Source organism: Hymenobacter persicinus (assembly GCF_004167665.1).
Classification (GTDB): domain Bacteria; phylum Bacteroidota; class Bacteroidia; order Cytophagales; family Hymenobacteraceae; genus Hymenobacter; species Hymenobacter persicinus.
In genome coordinates this window covers 71,538-87,372 of sequence record NZ_SEWE01000009.1, presented here as the reverse complement: position 1 = coordinate 87,372, position 15,835 = coordinate 71,538, and the positions used below count along the sequence as shown (strand labels likewise).

The 15,835-nt window shown below is 61.8% G+C and carries 8 protein-coding genes; 6 read left to right on the top strand and 2 right to left on the bottom strand.

From position 1 onward, the window contains the following. Positions 1 to 100: 100 nt before the first annotated feature. Positions 101 to 1,642, bottom strand: coding sequence for a SusD/RagB family nutrient-binding outer membrane lipoprotein (locus tag EWM57_RS06275; protein WP_165370432.1), 1,542 nt, complete (start codon positions 1,640 to 1,642; stop codon positions 101 to 103). A gap of 64 nt (positions 1,643 to 1,706) precedes the next feature. Then, positions 1,707 to 4,865, bottom strand: coding sequence for a SusC/RagA family TonB-linked outer membrane protein (locus tag EWM57_RS06270; protein ID WP_129920283.1), 3,159 nt, complete (start codon positions 4,863 to 4,865; stop codon positions 1,707 to 1,709). Positions 4,866 to 5,274: 409 nt separating this feature from the next. Between EWM57_RS06270 and pbpC the strand changes: the two genes are divergently transcribed. From pbpC to EWM57_RS06240, 6 genes are all read left to right on the top strand, one after another. Next, on the top strand, positions 5,275 to 7,575 hold the full coding sequence (gene pbpC, locus EWM57_RS06265; protein ID WP_129920282.1) for a penicillin-binding protein 1C: 2,301 nt from the start codon (positions 5,275 to 5,277) through the stop codon (positions 7,573 to 7,575). Positions 7,576 to 7,909: 334 nt separating this feature from the next. Then, positions 7,910 to 9,262 carry a TolC family protein gene (locus EWM57_RS06260; RefSeq protein ID WP_129920281.1) on the top strand — a complete coding sequence of 451 codons (1,353 nt, stop codon included), beginning with the start codon at positions 7,910 to 7,912 and terminating at the stop codon, positions 9,260 to 9,262. 153 nt (positions 9,263 to 9,415) lie between these two features. Continuing rightward, positions 9,416 to 10,549 carry an efflux RND transporter periplasmic adaptor subunit gene (locus tag EWM57_RS06255; protein ID WP_129920280.1) on the top strand — a complete coding sequence of 378 codons (1,134 nt, stop codon included), beginning with the start codon at positions 9,416 to 9,418 and terminating at the stop codon, positions 10,547 to 10,549. Positions 10,550 to 10,630: 81 nt separating this feature from the next. Then, entirely contained in the window at positions 10,631 to 13,858 is a 3,228-nt protein-coding gene (locus EWM57_RS06250; RefSeq protein ID WP_129920279.1) for an efflux RND transporter permease subunit, read from the top strand. Positions 13,859 to 14,088: 230 nt separating this feature from the next. Beyond that, positions 14,089 to 14,694 carry a nitroreductase family protein gene (locus EWM57_RS06245; RefSeq protein ID WP_129920278.1) on the top strand — a complete coding sequence of 202 codons (606 nt, stop codon included), beginning with the start codon at positions 14,089 to 14,091 and terminating at the stop codon, positions 14,692 to 14,694. A 251-nt stretch (positions 14,695 to 14,945) separates the two neighbouring features. Continuing rightward, entirely contained in the window at positions 14,946 to 15,662 is a 717-nt protein-coding gene (locus EWM57_RS06240; protein WP_129920277.1) for a nitrogenase component 1 family protein, read from the top strand. Positions 15,663 to 15,835: the final 173 nt, after the last annotated feature.

Here is a 15,835-nt window from a genome sequence, read left to right as displayed (position 1 = left end):
TAGGAATGATGCCCTGAATACTAAGACGACCAGTGGCTGGAAGACACAAAAAAAGCCCCGACCACTTGGTCGGGGCTTTTCTTATTTGTAAGTCAGACGCTTAGTTTACGTCCCACCATACGCGGGTCTGGATGTCGCCGGGGGCCAAGCCCGTGGCCGAAACGTTGGCAGTGTTGCGCTGCAGTTCCGAGTCAACGTAGGGCAGGCGGTTCACGAATTTACCCGCGCCCAGCGTGTTCACGATTGGCGACGTCAGCGGCGGGTTGTTCGTCCGACGCTGATCCGACCAAGCTTCCATACCGTTGGTGCCGTAGTACGACAGCCACTTCTGGGTGCTGATGGCCTTCACTTTGTCGGCCGTGCTACCCGTGGTTGGGAAAGCTACGCGGGTCTGCGCCAGGTAAGCCGTGGCACCGGCGCCTACGCCGTAGCGCGTCAGCGAGGCCGTTACGGCGTTATCGTACAGCGTTTTGGCAACCTCGCCAGCCGGAGCCCAGCCGCGGGAAGCCGCTTCCGAGCGCAGGAACAGGCTTTCTTCGTAGGTCAGCAGCAGCGTGGGGCGCGACTTAGCCGCGGCGTCCGTAGCCGAAATGCCAGCGTACGTGCTACCAAGCGCGCCGGAGTTCGTGAAGTTCTGGCCAATGAACCACGTTCCGGGCCACGAGTAACGAATTGCGTTGAGCGTGGTTCCGGGAGGGTTGATGTAGTTGTTCACGTACACGTTACGACCGGGCTCCACGAACAGGTAGTCGATAGGCGTCGTCTTCAGGTCAGCATCCAGGAAGTACACCGGCAGACGGGGGTCGTTGGTGCTGGTCATGATGTTGCCAATCGTGGCGCTGCCCGCCAGGTTGTTGGGCAGACGGAAGTTGGCCTGGTAGAACGGGTTCTCCGTGTTGGTCGCCGTGCCGTTGTTGAACTGGAAGCTTTCACCCGAGCGCATGAACAGTGCCGTCACGTCGGTGTTGCGAGCGTACAGGGCTTTGATGCCGGCTTCAGCACCCGCTGGATCCACCTCGCTGGTGCGCATGTACATGCGCAGTTTCAGCGTGTTGGCCAAGCGCACCCACTTCGCCATGTTGGCTTCGTTGTTGGCCTGGTAGTTCAGGTCAGCGTTGGCAGGGAAACGACCCTGCTGCTTGTTGATGTCGTTGATGGCCTCGTCGAGCAGCAGCTGCAGGGACTTGTAGATGTCCTGCTGCTTGTCATACTTCGGCGTGGTGTTCACCCCGGTCAGGGCCTCGCTGTAGGGCAGGTCGCCGTACAGGTCGGTCAGCACCTGGTAGGTGTGCGCCTTCAGGATCTTGGCAATGCCCACCATGCGGAGTTCACCGGCCGGAGTGCCCTGGTTGATGACGTTCTGGAAGTCTTCCAGCGCGCCGGCGTACAGGTTCTGGAACTGGCGGCCGTCGAAGGTGCCCGAGTTGATGTTGAACTGGTCGTAGCTGCGGTACTGGTTGGCACCGTTGGGAATACCCATGTGCTGCGCCAGAATCTCACCCATGATGTTGTACTGACCACCCACCACGAAGCTTACGAAAGCCTGGCCCGAGGGCAGTACCAGCGCAATGTCCGCGCTGGTTGGGTTGTTCGGATCAGTATTGATGTCGAAAATGTCCTTTTTGCAGGCACCAGTGCTCAATAAAAGCCCAATGAGTGCAATAGACCGTATGTTTTTGAATTTCATCGGTTGACTTTTAATAAGATTACAGGGTGAGCTTCAGGCTGGCACCGTACGAACGGGTCGTCGGATAAGCGAAGAACTCGTAGCCCTGGTTGTTACCCGAACCAAAAGAGCTTACTTCCGGATCCATGTGCTTCTGCGACTTTGGGGTCCACAGAGCGAGGTTACGACCAATCAGCGAGAACTGAACGCCGGTCAGCTTCACTTTGCTTACCAGGTTCGTTGGCAGGCTGTAGCTCAGGCTGGCCTCACGGAATTTAACGTACGAAGCGTCAAACAGCGTGTTTTCGCCGATGTTGGCAACCTGCGACCAGTAGGTGAAGCCGCCGTTGGCGAGAACAGTCGTGTTGGGGGTAAAAGTGCCATCGGCGTTACGCAGTACCGAGTTGGGGTAGAGGAAGGGCTGACGGTCGTTGGCCGTCGTCTCTTCCAGAGCACCCGTGAAGTAACCCGAGGTGATGGTCTGCGAGTAGAATTTGCCACCCTGCTTGGTGTCGAACAGCACGTTCAGGGCCAGGCCCTTGAACGAGAACGTGGACGACAGGCCAGCCAGGTAGTCCGGCTGGATCGAGCCCAGAGGAGCCAGAACCGGATCAGCCAGCGGGAAGCCCGTGGTTGGGCTTACTACTACGCGGCCTTCGGGGTCGCGCAGCATTTTGCTGCCGAAGAAGCTCTGGTAAGGCTGGCCTACGCGGGCTTCCAGCGATACGCTGCCCAGACCACCTACGCCGATGTTAGGCGTGTTGCTGGTCACGGCCGTCACGCGGTTGCGGTTGCGGGTGTAGGTCATGTTCACGTCCCACTTGAAGCCGTTGGTCAGCTGCACGGGGGTCAGGTTCAGCGCTACTTCGATACCCTTGTTCTCCATCGAGCCGGCGTTGGCGTACTGCGAGGTGAAGCCCGAGGTGCTCGATACAGGTACGGCTACGATGATGTCCTTGCTCTTGGCGTTGTAGTACGTGAAGTCGATGCCGATGCGGTTCTTCAGGAAGTTCAGCTCGGTACCTACTTCGTACGAGGTGGTCAGCTCCGACTTCAAGTCGGGGTTGCCCAGGGTGTTACCCACGCGGAAGCCGGGTACGGAACCCAGGGGGAATACGTACTGGCCGCTGAAACCATCGTCAATCGAGGACTTGGTGAACACGGGCTGGATCGAGTACGGCGGAGCCGACTTACCTACCGAGGCGATGTTGGCACGTACTTTACCCGACGAGAAGATGTCGTTCTGGATCTTCAGAGCGTCCGAGAACACGAAGCTCACGTTGGCGCTTGGGTAGAAGAACGAGCGGTTTTTCTTGGGCAGCGTCGAAGCCCAGTCGTTACGACCGGTCAGGCCCACGAACAGGTAGTTGCGGAACGCCAGCTGCAGGTCGGCGAAAGCACCGGCTACGCGGGTCTGGGTCTCAGTCTTGGTCACCAGTACGGCGGCGGCCGAGTTGCTCAGGTCGTAGAAATCCGGAACTACCAGACCTACGCCGTCCATGTTGTTGCGCTCAAACGACTGCTGCTGGTACTGACCACCCAGAATTGCTTTCACAACGAAGTCTTCGTTGATGCTCTTGGTGAAGTTGAACAACAGGTCGGTGGTAGCGTTGCGGCCGTAGAGTACGTCCTCAATGTAACGACCGGTAGCGTTGTTGATAGTACCCTGCGCGATGCGCTGACGACGACGGTCCGAGTAGAAGTCAACCCCCTGACGCAGCGTCACGTTCAGCCACGACAGTGGGTCGTAGCTAACGGCAGCCGTACCCAGGATACGGTCCACGTTGTCGGTGAGCAGGTTTTTGTCGAGCAGGAAGTACGGGTTGTTGCGGAAACCAGCCAGGTAGTAGGTCGACAGGTTGTAGCGCGGATCGTTGTAGTCCTTCTGATCCTTAATTTCAATGTCGCGGGGCGTGTTGGCAATCGTCTGGATGATGTTGGCACGCGACTGACCCTGGATACCACGGTCACCGCCCGACTTCACGTAGGTTACCGAACCGTTGGTCGATACGCGGTTGAACAGGCGAGTGCCGCCGCTCAGGCTAACCGAAGTCCGCTTGTAGTTCGTGTTTGGAATGATCGACTTGGTGCGAACATCCGACAGCGACACGTAGTAGTTCGAAGCCTCGTTCGAGCCAGCGAAGGAAATCGAGTTGTTGAAGGTCTGACCCGTCTCGTAGAAGTTACGAACGTTGTCGGGGTGAGGAACCAGCTTGATGGAGTCAGCAGGCTGACCGGCGGCATTGCGGATGCCGATGGTGTGCCAGTCGGCTACGTTCTGACCCAGCATTTTCGGACCCCAGCTCGTGTTGTTCTCGGGGTCGTACACGCCGTCGTTACCGCTACCGTAGGTGTTCTGGAAGTTGGGCAGACGGTTTACGCGGTCCAGCGTGAGGGAGCTGTTGAGCGTGATCTGCGACTGGCCTTTCGTACCGGTGCCTTTCTTGGTGGTAATAACGATAGCACCCGAAGCAGCGCGGGCGCCGTAGAGGGCGGCAGCGGCGGGGCCTTTCAGAATCGTAATCGACTCCACGTTGTTGGGGTCGATATCACCGGCGCGGTTGGGAAGGTCGACGCCGTTGTTGAGGTCACCACCCGAGCCAGCCGAGCTGTTCACGGCGCTGTTGCTGATGATGTTACCGTCTACTACGTAGATCGGCTGGTTATCGCCCGTGAACGACTGCGAACCCCGGATTACTACGCGGGTAGCACCACCGGCCGAGCCGGAAGCACCCGAGATCTGTACCCCGGCTACGCGGCCCTGCAGCGAGCGAACCAAGTTGGATTCGTTGGCGCGGGTGATTTCCTTGTTATCCAGCGTCTGCACAGCGTAACCCAGCGACTTGCGCTCCCGCTCGATACCCAGAGCGGTTACCACAACTTCGCTCAGCTGCTTGGAGTCGGTAGCCAGACCGATGTTGATTTGGGTGTCGGTGCCCACGGGACGCTCCTGAGTCAGGAAGCCAATGGAGCTGAATACCAGCGTAGCACCGCTTTCTGGTACGTTCGTCAGCGTATACGTACCGTCGGAATTGGTAGAAATACCATTCGACGTACCTTTTACCAGGATGGTGACACCGGGTACACCTTCACCAGTTTGTCTGTCCGTGACCCGCCCAGAAATACTCCGGGTTTGAGCCGTCACCTGCTGTAGCAAGGTGATCATGAGCAAGAAACTCATGAGTAAGATTTTTTTCATGCAAAAATGGTGTTGAGTAAAAAAGTGTAAGTGTGAGGAGATGCGTACAAGCCTCCAATTTAATACAAAGAGTGCGAACAACGGCAATACACCAACTTACTATTTCTGTTTTTAACCCTATTCTAATTTCTAATCCGGTGGCGACTAATTGGATATATCTAACCCTATACAAGGAAAATTAAGCCCCCGAGCCAACAAACGCTTGTTAGTTTCCCGCTGATTAGTACAATCTTCATGTTCATGCTAGTCGCCTGCCGAGCCGCCGGGCCGACAAAAAACTCGCTCCACTTCGGCACCCAATCTGGTCGGCGGCTCGGCACCTATATAAATAAGGTGTCGGGAGCACTGCTAAGTCAGTATCTTGTTGCTTTCGACCACTGACCCCCGAGCGCCCGATGGGCTGGAGTGCATGAAACGACGCGTAGCCATAGTGGCGGGCACTCTGCTGGTCCTGGCCGGGCTGCTTGGCGGCCTGAACTGGCTGTTTCCGCTGCCCCCAGCCCCTCAGTACTCTCCCCTGGTGCTGGCCGCCGACGGCACCGTGCTGCACGCCTTTCTGAACCCGACCCAGAAGTGGCGCATGAAAACCGAGTTGCGCGAAATCACCCCGGCCCTGCGCCAAACCATCATTGAGAAGGAGGACCGTTACTTCTACTACCATCCCGGCGTCAACCCGCTGGCCATTCTCAAGGCCGCGGGCCGCAACCTGACCGGCTCGGGCCGCACCACCGGGGCCAGCACCATCACCATGCAGGTGGCTCGGCTGCTGGAGCCCAAGGAGCGCACCTGGCCCAACAAGTTGCTCGAAATGCTGCGCGCCCTGCAGCTGGAGGCCCACTATAGCAAGGCCGAAATTCTGCAGCTCTACCTGAACCTGGTGCCCTACGGCGGCAACGTGGAAGGCGTTAAGTCGGCCGCGCTGCTGTATTTTCAACAGCCCCCTGACTACCTTTCACTGGCCCAGACCGTGACGCTGGCCATTATTCCGAACCGTCCGCGCGGGGTGGTGCTGGGCCGCCACAACGCGGCCATCCGGCAGGAGCGTAACCGCTGGCTGCGCCGCTTCGATGCTCAGCGGCTGTTTCCCCACCAAGCCATTGCCGATGCTCTGCTCGAACCTCTGGATGTGCAGAGGCACGCGGCCCCGCGCCTGGCCCCCCACCTGGCGCGGCGGCTGGTGCGGCAATTTCCCGGCCAGCCCAGCCTGCGGGCCACGCTCGTGCGCAGCAAGCAGGCCAAAGCTGAGGACCTGACCCGCAACTATGTCCGCCGACTGCAGGAACTGGGGATTACCAACGCCGCGGTGCTGGTGGTCAACAACCGTAGCCGGGCCGTGGAGGCGTACGTGGGCTCGGCCGACTTTCGGGATGCGGCCAGCAAGGGCCAGAACGACGGCGTGCAGGCCATCCGCTCCCCGGGCAGCACCCTCAAGCCCCTGCTCTACGCCGTAGCCCTCGACAAAGGCTTGGTCACGCCCAAGCTGCTGCTGCCCGACGTGCCCACCAACTTCAACGGCTACCAGCCCGAAAACTTCGACAAGCGCTGCAACGGGGAAGTGCCCCTGGACCGGGCCCTGGCGTATTCGCTCAATATTCCGGCCGTGCGGGTGCTATCGGAGCTGGGCGTACCCACGTTTACCGACAAGCTGCGGGCGGCCGGCTTTCGGCGCGTGGCCCGCGACGCGCCCCACCTGGGTCTGAGCACCATCCTGGGTGGCTGCGGGGCGACGTTGGAGGAGCTGACCAACCTGTACGTGACCCTGGCCCGGGGCGGGCAGTACGCTCCGCTGCAATGGCAAGCCCCGGCTCGGCCGCAGGCTCCGACGGCGCTGTTTTCCGACGCTTCAGCTTTCCTCATCACCGACATCCTGGCCCAGCTCACCCGCCCCGATTTGCCCGTTGGCTACGAAGCCAGCCTCCGTCTGCCCAAGGTTGCCTGGAAAACCGGGACCAGCTACGGCCGCCGCGACGCCTGGAGCATCGGCTATAATAAGGAGTATACCATCGGGGTGTGGGTGGGCAACTTCAGCGGACAGGGCAGCCCGGCCCTCACCGGCTCCGACGTGGCCACGCCCCTGCTCTTCGACTTGTTCAACGCCCTGGCCTATAACTCACCCAACAACTGGTTTCAGCCCCCGGCCAGCCTCGACTTCCGGCTGGTGTGCGCCGAAACGGGCCTGCCCCCGGGGGAAACCTGCCCCAACCAGCTCATCGATTACTTTTTGCCCGGTATTTCCACCACTAGGCGCTGCCAGCACCAGAAGGAAGTGTTGCTCTCGGCCGACGGGCAGTATGCCTACTGCCGGGCCTGCGCGCCCCCCGCGGGCTACCGCCGCGAGCTGTACCCAAATTTGCAGCCCGAAGTACTGGCTTTCAAGGAAGCCCAGGGCATTCCGTACCGCCGCCTGCCGCCCCATAATCCCGCCTGCCAGCTCGTGCGCGGGGGCCGCGACCGGGCCCCCAGCATTACCTCGCCCCTGGCCAACTCGGAGTACGTGCTGACCAAAGGGGAGCGGCAGCAGCTCTTGCTCAGCTGCACCACCGACAACGAGGTGCGCCAAGTGTACTGGTACGTCAACGACCGGTTTCTGCGCGCAGCGGCGGCCAACGAGCGGATCTTTTTCCGCCCGCCCGCGGGCTCGGTCAAGATTTCCTGCGCCGATGACCACGGCCGCAATACCGACGTGCGGGTGCTGGTAACCGAGCTCTAGGCCCGAGAATCGGCTTTTGCGAGGGTAGTGGGCCACCGACTGGTTCGGCTCGGTCTGCAACCTTTTGCCCGGCCGCTGGTTTAGTGGACTTGTATTCCTGTCCACCCCGGAATGCTCCGCCCTGCGTCGGCCGCACTATCCCACCCCACCGGCGCCCTTCTAAGCCTACCCCCCCGCCAGGCCGGCCGGGTTTGCCCGCTCGGCTTCGGGCCCTCGCGCAGCGCAGCTTTCCGGGCTGGGTTCGCGCTATTGGGCTGCCGCTCTATCCGCCCCTATTGGGTTATCCCGCCCAGCACCTTTCGGCTACTGAAGTGGTAGCTGTCTTTTCTTTGCTATGAAACAACGGATTCAGACGCTTCGGCTTCTGCTCGGCCTGCTCCTGTTTGCCCCGCTTGGGGTGCGGGCGCAACTGGTGGCCACGCCGCCACCGCCCAGCCAGCTCACCCTCGACCAGTGCCTGCAGTTTGCCCTGCAAAACCAGCCCTTGCTGCGCCAGGCCCGCATCGACGAGGAAACCAACGAGGCCAACATCCGCATCGGGCTGGCCGGCTGGCTGCCCCAGGTCAACCTCAACGCCACCGGCCAGCACTACTTCCAGCTGCCCTACACCGTGTTTCCCAACGCGGAGGGCGTGAACGTACCCCGGCAGATTGGCCTGCGCAACACGTCCACTATCGGGCTGGCCGGCACCCAGGCCATTTTCAACAACGACGTGCTGCTGGCCTCCCGCAGCGCCCGGCCTTCCCGCCAGCTCTACCAGCAAACCACCGCCAACGTGCGTATCGACGTGGTGGCAGGCGTGAGCAAGGCCTTCTACGACGTGCTGCTCTCCCAGCGCCAGCTCGACGTGCTGGGCGAGGACATCGTGCGGCTGCAGCGCAGCCTGAAAGACGCCAAGGCCCGCTACGACGCCGGCATCGTGGATAAAATCGACTACAAGCAGGCAGAGATTTCGCTCAACAACTCCATCGTGGCCCGCAAGCAGGCCGTGGAAGCCATCAAGGCCAAGTCGGCCTACCTGAAGGACCTCATGGGCCTGCCCGGCGCCCAGCCCCTGGCCCTGCAGTACGACACGCTCCAGCTCATGCGCGACGCCGTGGCCGACACGGCCCTGGGCCTGGACCCCGCCAACCGCATCGAGCTGCAGCGCCTGCAAACCCAGAAGGCCCTCCAGGAAGCCCAGATCAGCTTTTACCGCTGGGGATTCCTGCCCTCGCTGTCGGCCTTCGGCAACTACAACGCGGCCTTCCAGAACAACAACTTCGGCGACCTGTACTCCCAGCGCTTCCCCAGCTCCTACGCGGGCCTGCAGCTGAGTCTGCCCATTTTCCAGGGTACGCGCCGGCTGCAGAACCTGCGCCGCGTCCGCCTCGGCGACCAGCGCCTCGACCAGGATATTGTGGCCACCCGCAACAGCATCAACACCGAGTATGAACAGGCCCTGGCCAGCTACAAGGGCTACTATACCGACTACCTCATCGGCCAGCGCAACCTGGCTTTGTCGAAGGAGGTGTACTCGGTGGTGGACTTGCAATACCGGGAGGGCATCAAAACCTACCTCGACGTGATTGTGGCCCAGACCACGCTGCGCACCGCCCAGCTCAATTACTACAGCGCCCTGTTTCAGGTGCTGAGCAGCAAAGTTGACCTGCTCCGCGCCCAGGGCAGCCTGCCGACTTCGTACTAACGGCTGAACGGCTGTAGAGACGCGTATTCGCGTCTTTTCGTCCACGCCGCACCACCGGGGACGTTGCCTACCGTAGTTCAACACCGAGACGCGAGTATGCGTCTCTACATCGGTCAACGATTCCTTTTCCTTCGCTCCCGCTTACCTCTTCATATGAACAAGCTTTTCCTGGCCCTATCCTGCTCCGCCGGTCTGCTCACCCTCGCCGCCTGCGGCAAGAAAGACGAAAAGGCCGCCGGACCGCCCCCGCCCACGCCCGTGACGCTGGTGGCGGCCCGCACCTCCGAGGCGGTGTACTACGACGAGTACCCGGCCACGGTGGTGGCCATCAACAACGTGGAGCTGCGCAGCCAGATTACTGGCTTCGTGACGGCCATCAGCTTCCGGGAAGGCGACATCGTGCCCAAGGGCAAAACGCTCTACGAAATTGACCGGCGCAAATTCGAGGCCGCCTACCAGCAGGCCCTGGCGGGGCTGCGTACGGCCCGGGCCCTGGCTCAGAATGCCAAGGTGAATCTGGACCGCTACCAGCGCTTGTTGCAGCAGGACGCCATTGCCCGCCAGATTGTCGATAATGCCGCAACTTCCTACGCCACGGCCCAGGCCCAGATTGCCCAGGCTCAGGCCGTGGTCAACTCGGCCCGCACCGACCTCGACTTCGCTGCCATCAAGGCTCCGTTTACCGGGCGCATCGGCATCTCGCAGGTGCGGCTGGGCTCCCAGGTCAGCGCGGGCAGCACCCTGCTCAACACCGTCAGCGCCGAGGACCCGATGGGCGTAGACTTCGTGGTGCCCGAAGCCGACCTGTCCCGCTTCGTGGCCTTGCAGAGCCAGCGCGCCGCCGCTTCCGACTCCACCTTCCGCCTCGACCTGCCCGATGGCACGACCTACGCCCAGCCGGGCAAAATCCTGGCTATTGACCGCGGCGTGGACCAGCAAACCGGTACGGTGCAGGTGCGCGTGCAATTTCCGAACCTCGACCGCAAGCTCAAGGACGGCCTGAGCGGGGTGCTGCGGGTGCTCAACCGGCAGTCGGGCCGCCGCCTGGTGGTGCCCTTCAAGGCCGTGGTGGAGCAGATGGGCGAAAACTTCGTCTTCATTGCCGGCGACTCCAGCAAGGCCGACCAGCGCAAGGTGCAGCTCGGCCCGCGCCTACGCGACCAGATTGTGATTATGTCCGGCATCAAGGAAGGCGACCAGGTGATAACCGAGGGCCTGAACCGCCTGCGCGACGGCGGCCAGATTCAGACCGGCCCCGCCCCGGCCCCAGCTCCCGCCGCTAAATAAAGAGCCCGTCTTGCCGAGCGCGGCCGTGCCAGGCGGCCTGGACGAGTTGCCGGCATTGGCTCCAAGCATAACTATCGAACCATGATTGCAGAAACCTTTATCCGGCGCCCCGTCACGGCCATTGTCACCTCGGTGGTGATTGTGCTGGTGGGCCTGCTGGCCATTTTGAACTTGCCCGTGGGCCAGTACCCGGAAATCACGCCGCCCACGGTGTCGGTGAGCGGCACTTACACCGGCGCTGACGCCCAGACCGTGGAGCAGACCGTGGCCACGCCCGTGGAGGTGCAGGTCAACGGCACGCCGGGCATGACTTACCTGCAAAGCAACAGCACCAGCAACGGGCAGATGAGCATGACGGTCAATTTCGAGGTCGGCACCGACATCAACATCGCCGCCCTCGACGTGCAGAACCGCGTGGGCATTGCCCAGCCGACCCTGCCCCAGGAAGTGCAGCGCCTGGGCCTGGTAGTGCGCAAGCGCAACCCCAGCATCCTGATGCTGGTGGCCATGTATGCCCCCAAGGGCACCCACAACACGACCTTTCTCGACAACTACGCCAACGTGTTCATCAAGGACGCCCTGCTGCGGACCAAGGGCGTGGGCGACATCGTGAGCCGGGCCGATGACTTCTCGATGCGGGTCTGGCTCAAGCCCGACAAGCTCAGCCAGCTCGGCGTGACGGCCCAGGAAGTCACGGCCGCCATTCAGGAGCAGAACGCCCAAATTGCCGCCGGCTCCATCGGAGCCCCGCCCGCCCAGACCGGGCAGACGTTTGAGTACATCGTATTCGTGAAAGGCCGCCTGACCAACACCGAAGAGTTCGGCAACGTCATCGTCAAGACCCGGCCCGAGGATGGCTCAGTAGTGTACCTCAAGGACGTGGCCCGCCTGGAGCTGGGCAAGTTCAACTACGCCAACAACTCGTTCGTGGACGGCAAGCGCGCGGCCTATCTACTCGTCTACCAAGCCCCTGGCGCCAACGCCCTCGAAACCTACGAGAACGTGAACAAGACCATGGAGCAGCTCAAAAAGCAGTTCCCTGCCGACCTCGACTACGTGGTACCGTTTGAGTCGGCTACGGTGGTCAAGGTGTCCATCAACGAGGTACTGCACACGCTGGTGGAAGCCCTGGTGCTGGTCATTATCGTGGTGTTCCTGTTTCTGCAGAGCTGGCGCTCCACGCTGATTCCGGTGCTGGCCATTCCGGTGTCCATCATCGGCACGTTCATCATGTTTATCCCCCTGCACTTCACCATCAACACGCTGACCATGTTTGGCTTCGTGCTGGCCATCGGCATCGTGGTCGACGACGCCATTGTGGTGGTGGAAGCCGTGGAGCACAACATGAACGAGCGGGGCCTTTCGCCCCTGGAAGCCACGCTGGCCGCCATGCGCGAGATTTCCGCGCCCGTTATTGCCATTGCCCTGATTCTGGCGGCCGTGTTCGTGCCCGTGGGCTTTATTCCCGGCATTACCGGCCGCCTCTACCAGCAGTTTGCCATTACCATTGCCATTTCGGTGGTCATCTCGGCCTTCGTGGCCCTCTCGCTCACGCCGGCCCTGTGCGTGCTGCTGCTCAAGCCCCACAAGCGCGACGAGAACTCGCGGGGCCTCGACAAGTTCTTTTACCGCTTCAACACCTGGTTTGACAAGGTAACCGGCCAATACGGCCGGGGCGTGCAGCGGGGCATTAAGAACTCCCGCTTCGTGGTCATCCTCCTGCTCTGCATCGTGGTGGGCACTGGCCTGTTGTTCCGTGCCAAGCCTTCGGGCTTCATCCCGACCGAAGACGAGGGCCGCCTGTTCGTGACCTTCACCCTGCCCGAGGCTTCCTCCACGGAGCGCACCGTAAGCACCCTGAAAGAGGTGATGAAGGAGCTGGGCCAGATCAAGGGCATCAAGCACTACGCCGGCCTGGGCGGCCTGAACGTGGTCAACTTCTCGTCCAAGTCGAACAGCGGCACCGTATTCTGCCAGCTCGAGCCCTGGGACGACCGCAAGGAGAAGGAGCAGCAGCTCCAGGGCCTGATTGCCACCGTGCAGCAGCGCCTGAGCCGGCTGCGCGAGGCCAACATCGTGGTCATCTCCCCGCCCGCCATTCCGGGCCTGGGCAACAGCGGGGGCTTCAGCTTCATCTTGCAGGAGCGCGAGGCGGGCGGCGACATCAAGAACTTCGACGCCACGCTGCAAAACTTCATCGGGGCCCTGCGCAAGCGGCCCGAAATTGTGAATCCCTTCTCGTTTTTCACCGCCAACACCCCCGGCTATCAGCTCACCATTGACAGGGAGAAGGCCAAGAAGCTCGGCGTCTCGATTTCCGACATCGGCACGGCCCTGCGCACCTACCTGGGTTCGGCCTACGTGAACGACTTCACCGTCTATGGCCGCAACTTCCGCGTCGTCACCCAGGCCGACAGCATGTACCGCGGCGACATCTCCAACCTGGGCCAATACTACGTGCGCAACAGCCAGGGTGGCATGGTGCCGCTGAGCACGCTCACGACCTACAAACGCACGGAAAGCGCCCCGCTCATCTCCCACTACAACCTGTTCCGCTCGGCGGAAATCAACGGCAACGCCGCCCCCGGCTATTCCTCCGGCGACGCGCTGAAAGCCCTCGAAGAAACCGCGGCCCAGAGCCTGCCGGCCGGCTACGGCTACGAATTCTCGGGTCTGAGCCGGGAAGAGCAGCTGGCCGGCGGGCAGACGGTGTACATCTTCGCCCTGTCTTTGACCTTCGTGTTCCTGTTTCTGGCGGCCCTCTACGAAAGCTGGTCGGTGCCCTTCTCGGTGCTGCTGGCCGTGCCCCTGGGTGCGTTCGGGGCCATCCTGGCCCTGTTTTTCCTGCCCAAGCTCACCAACAACGTCTACGCCCAGATCGGTCTGATTACCCTCATTGGTTTATCGGCCAAGAATGCCATTCTGATCATCGAGTTTGCCAAGGAGCGGGTCGATAAAGGCATGCCGTTGGTCGAGGCCACACTCGAAGCCGTGCGCCTGCGCCTGCGCCCCATCGTGATGACCTCGCTGGCCTTTATCCTGGGCGTGCTGCCGCTGGTATTCGCCTCCGGCGCCGGCGCCCAAAGCCGGCAGACCATCGGCTGGACCGTGCTCGGCGGGATGCTGTCTGCCACGCTGCTGGCCATCTTCATCGTGCCGGTGCTCTACGTGCTGATTACGCGCTTCGCCTACGGCAAGGAGAAGCTCGCCGAGCTTGAGGCCAACTACCAGCCCGACGAAGAGCACGGCGGCTCCGCCCCCGACCAGCCCGCCGGCGAAGGCCAGCACCCCACCCCGAGCCCGGCATAAATTGGGTTAAGTAAGAACCTCATGCCGAACGAGACCGAGGCGTTTCGCACGCGCCCGTTGCCAACGCAACTGTCATCCTGAGCTTGTCGAAGCATCTCTCCCGCTTCGTTGGAGGGGTATTTACTATGGCGGGAGAAATGCCTCGACTACGGCTGCACCTTCGCCCAGCCTGACGTTCTTCTCTACCTGATTTCTTCTTCCCCTGATTCCTTCGTTCAATCCTCCTGCTCATGTCCGACGCCCCCGACACCACTGCCCTGCCCACGCCCGCCCAGTTTGACGCCCTCATCCGGGCCCGGCGCAGCATCCAGCCGATTCAGTTTGAGCCCGGCCGCGTGGTGCCCGACGACATTGTGGAGCAGATGCTGGAAAATGCCAACTGGGCGCCCACCCACAAGCGCACCGAGCCCTGGCGGTTCGTGGTGTTCAGGGGTGCGGGCTTGCGGAAGCTGGCCGAGTTTCAGTCGGGCCTCTACCGGCAGCAGGCCGGGGAGTTCGTGGATGAGAAGAAGGCCCAGAAGCTGGCCCAGAATCCGCTGCTGGCCTCCCACGTCATTGCCATCGGCATGAAGCGCCACCACGTGCTGCCCGAAATCGAGGAAATTGAGGCCGTGGCTTGCGCCGTGCAGAACCTGCACCTGACGGCCGTGGCCCACGGCGTGGGCGGCTACTGGGGCTCAGGCGGCATTACTTACCTGGAGGAAGCCAAGCCCTTCTTCGGCCTCGGCCCCGAGGACAAGTTGCTCGGCTTCTTCTACCTGGGCTACGTGGCCCAGCAACCCGGCCGCAACCTGCGCAAGCCCATCGAAGACAAGGTGACCTGGGTGACGGAGTAGCTACCATTACAAAGGCCCGCTGCACGCAGCGGGCCTTTTTTTGTGCCTTTACGCCCCGACTTGCGCCGGACGCAGCCCGCCGACAGCTGGCGCACGGTTCGTAGTGCACGGGTTGTATTTCTTGACGGTTCTGTGCATCTTACCTCCAGTTACCGCTACCCTATCCGCCTGGCCCGGGCCCCGTTACACACCGCGCTTATCCCCCGCTCCGGCCACTTGTCCTATCCTTTTCCTTTTTCCTACTCCCCGTTATGTACGACGAACGGTACGACAACCATTTCCGGCGCCTACAGGCCTCGCGCGACGCGCTGGCCGCCTTTGCCGACTTCACCCTGGAAGCCCTGCGGCCCGCCGCGGTAGCCAAACTATTGCGCGATGAGCGGCCCGCCCTGCAAGCCGCCCTCGAAGCCTTCCGTAGCCGCCTGAGCGGGCGCACCGCCGGCGGCGGTCAGCGGCAAAGCGGTACCCAAACTGAGGACGAGGCCTTCGAGAGCCTCAAGAAGCAGGTGCAGGCCACCGACAAGAAGCTACTCCAGCCGCGCTTCTATGATTACCCGGCAGAAAAGGCGCTGTTTTATCCCGATAAGCTCAGCGGCCTCACTCAGGCCTCGAAGGTAAAGCGCCTGATCCGCTTCACGGCCTACGTGGAGCAGCTCGAAAAGCACGAGGAAACGGCCATCCAGGCTGCCGGGGCCCAAACCCGCGCTCTGCTCACGGCCTATACCGGCGCCACGGCCACCAAAAATCAGGGCCGCAAGGCCATAAAAGATACCATTCTGGCCCTTGGTCCCGAGGCCTTGGCTCTGGCCGACGCACTGTGGACTGTACATTGCGCGGCCCTGTACGTGCACCGGCTGCACCCGGCCACGGCCCGCACTTACTTCGCTTACGACCGGCTTCCCACGCGCAACCCCAAGCGCAAGGCTCCGCTCAAAAGCCCGGTAGTAGCCCTGCTGCCGCCTCATTAAGTCCGGCAGCAGCATTGTTTTCTCCAAAGCCCTCGGGATAGGTTCAGCACGTGTGCAGGACGTATCCCGAGGGCTTTGCTTATAGCTAGCACCGGTGCTGAGGCTTTCCTAAGGGCTTCGGATATATCCTGCACGTGTGCTGATCTTATCATAAGGTCTCGGGATAAAACCAG

Excerpts from the sequence above, each read along its gene's own strand:
- EWM57_RS06270 (WP_129920283.1), bottom strand. The coding sequence starts at position 4,865 with ATGAAAAAAATCTTACTCATGAGTTTCTTGCTCATGATCACCTTGCTA.
- pbpC (WP_129920282.1), top strand. The coding sequence starts at position 5,275 with ATGAAACGACGCGTAGCCATAGTGGCGGGCACTCTGCTGGTCCTGGCC.
- EWM57_RS06260 (WP_129920281.1), top strand. The coding sequence starts at position 7,910 with ATGAAACAACGGATTCAGACGCTTCGGCTTCTGCTCGGCCTGCTCCTG.
- EWM57_RS06255 (WP_129920280.1), top strand. The coding sequence starts at position 9,416 with ATGAACAAGCTTTTCCTGGCCCTATCCTGCTCCGCCGGTCTGCTCACC.
- EWM57_RS06250 (WP_129920279.1), top strand. The coding sequence starts at position 10,631 with ATGATTGCAGAAACCTTTATCCGGCGCCCCGTCACGGCCATTGTCACC.
- EWM57_RS06245 (WP_129920278.1), top strand. The coding sequence starts at position 14,089 with ATGTCCGACGCCCCCGACACCACTGCCCTGCCCACGCCCGCCCAGTTT.
- EWM57_RS06240 (WP_129920277.1), top strand. The coding sequence starts at position 14,946 with ATGTACGACGAACGGTACGACAACCATTTCCGGCGCCTACAGGCCTCG.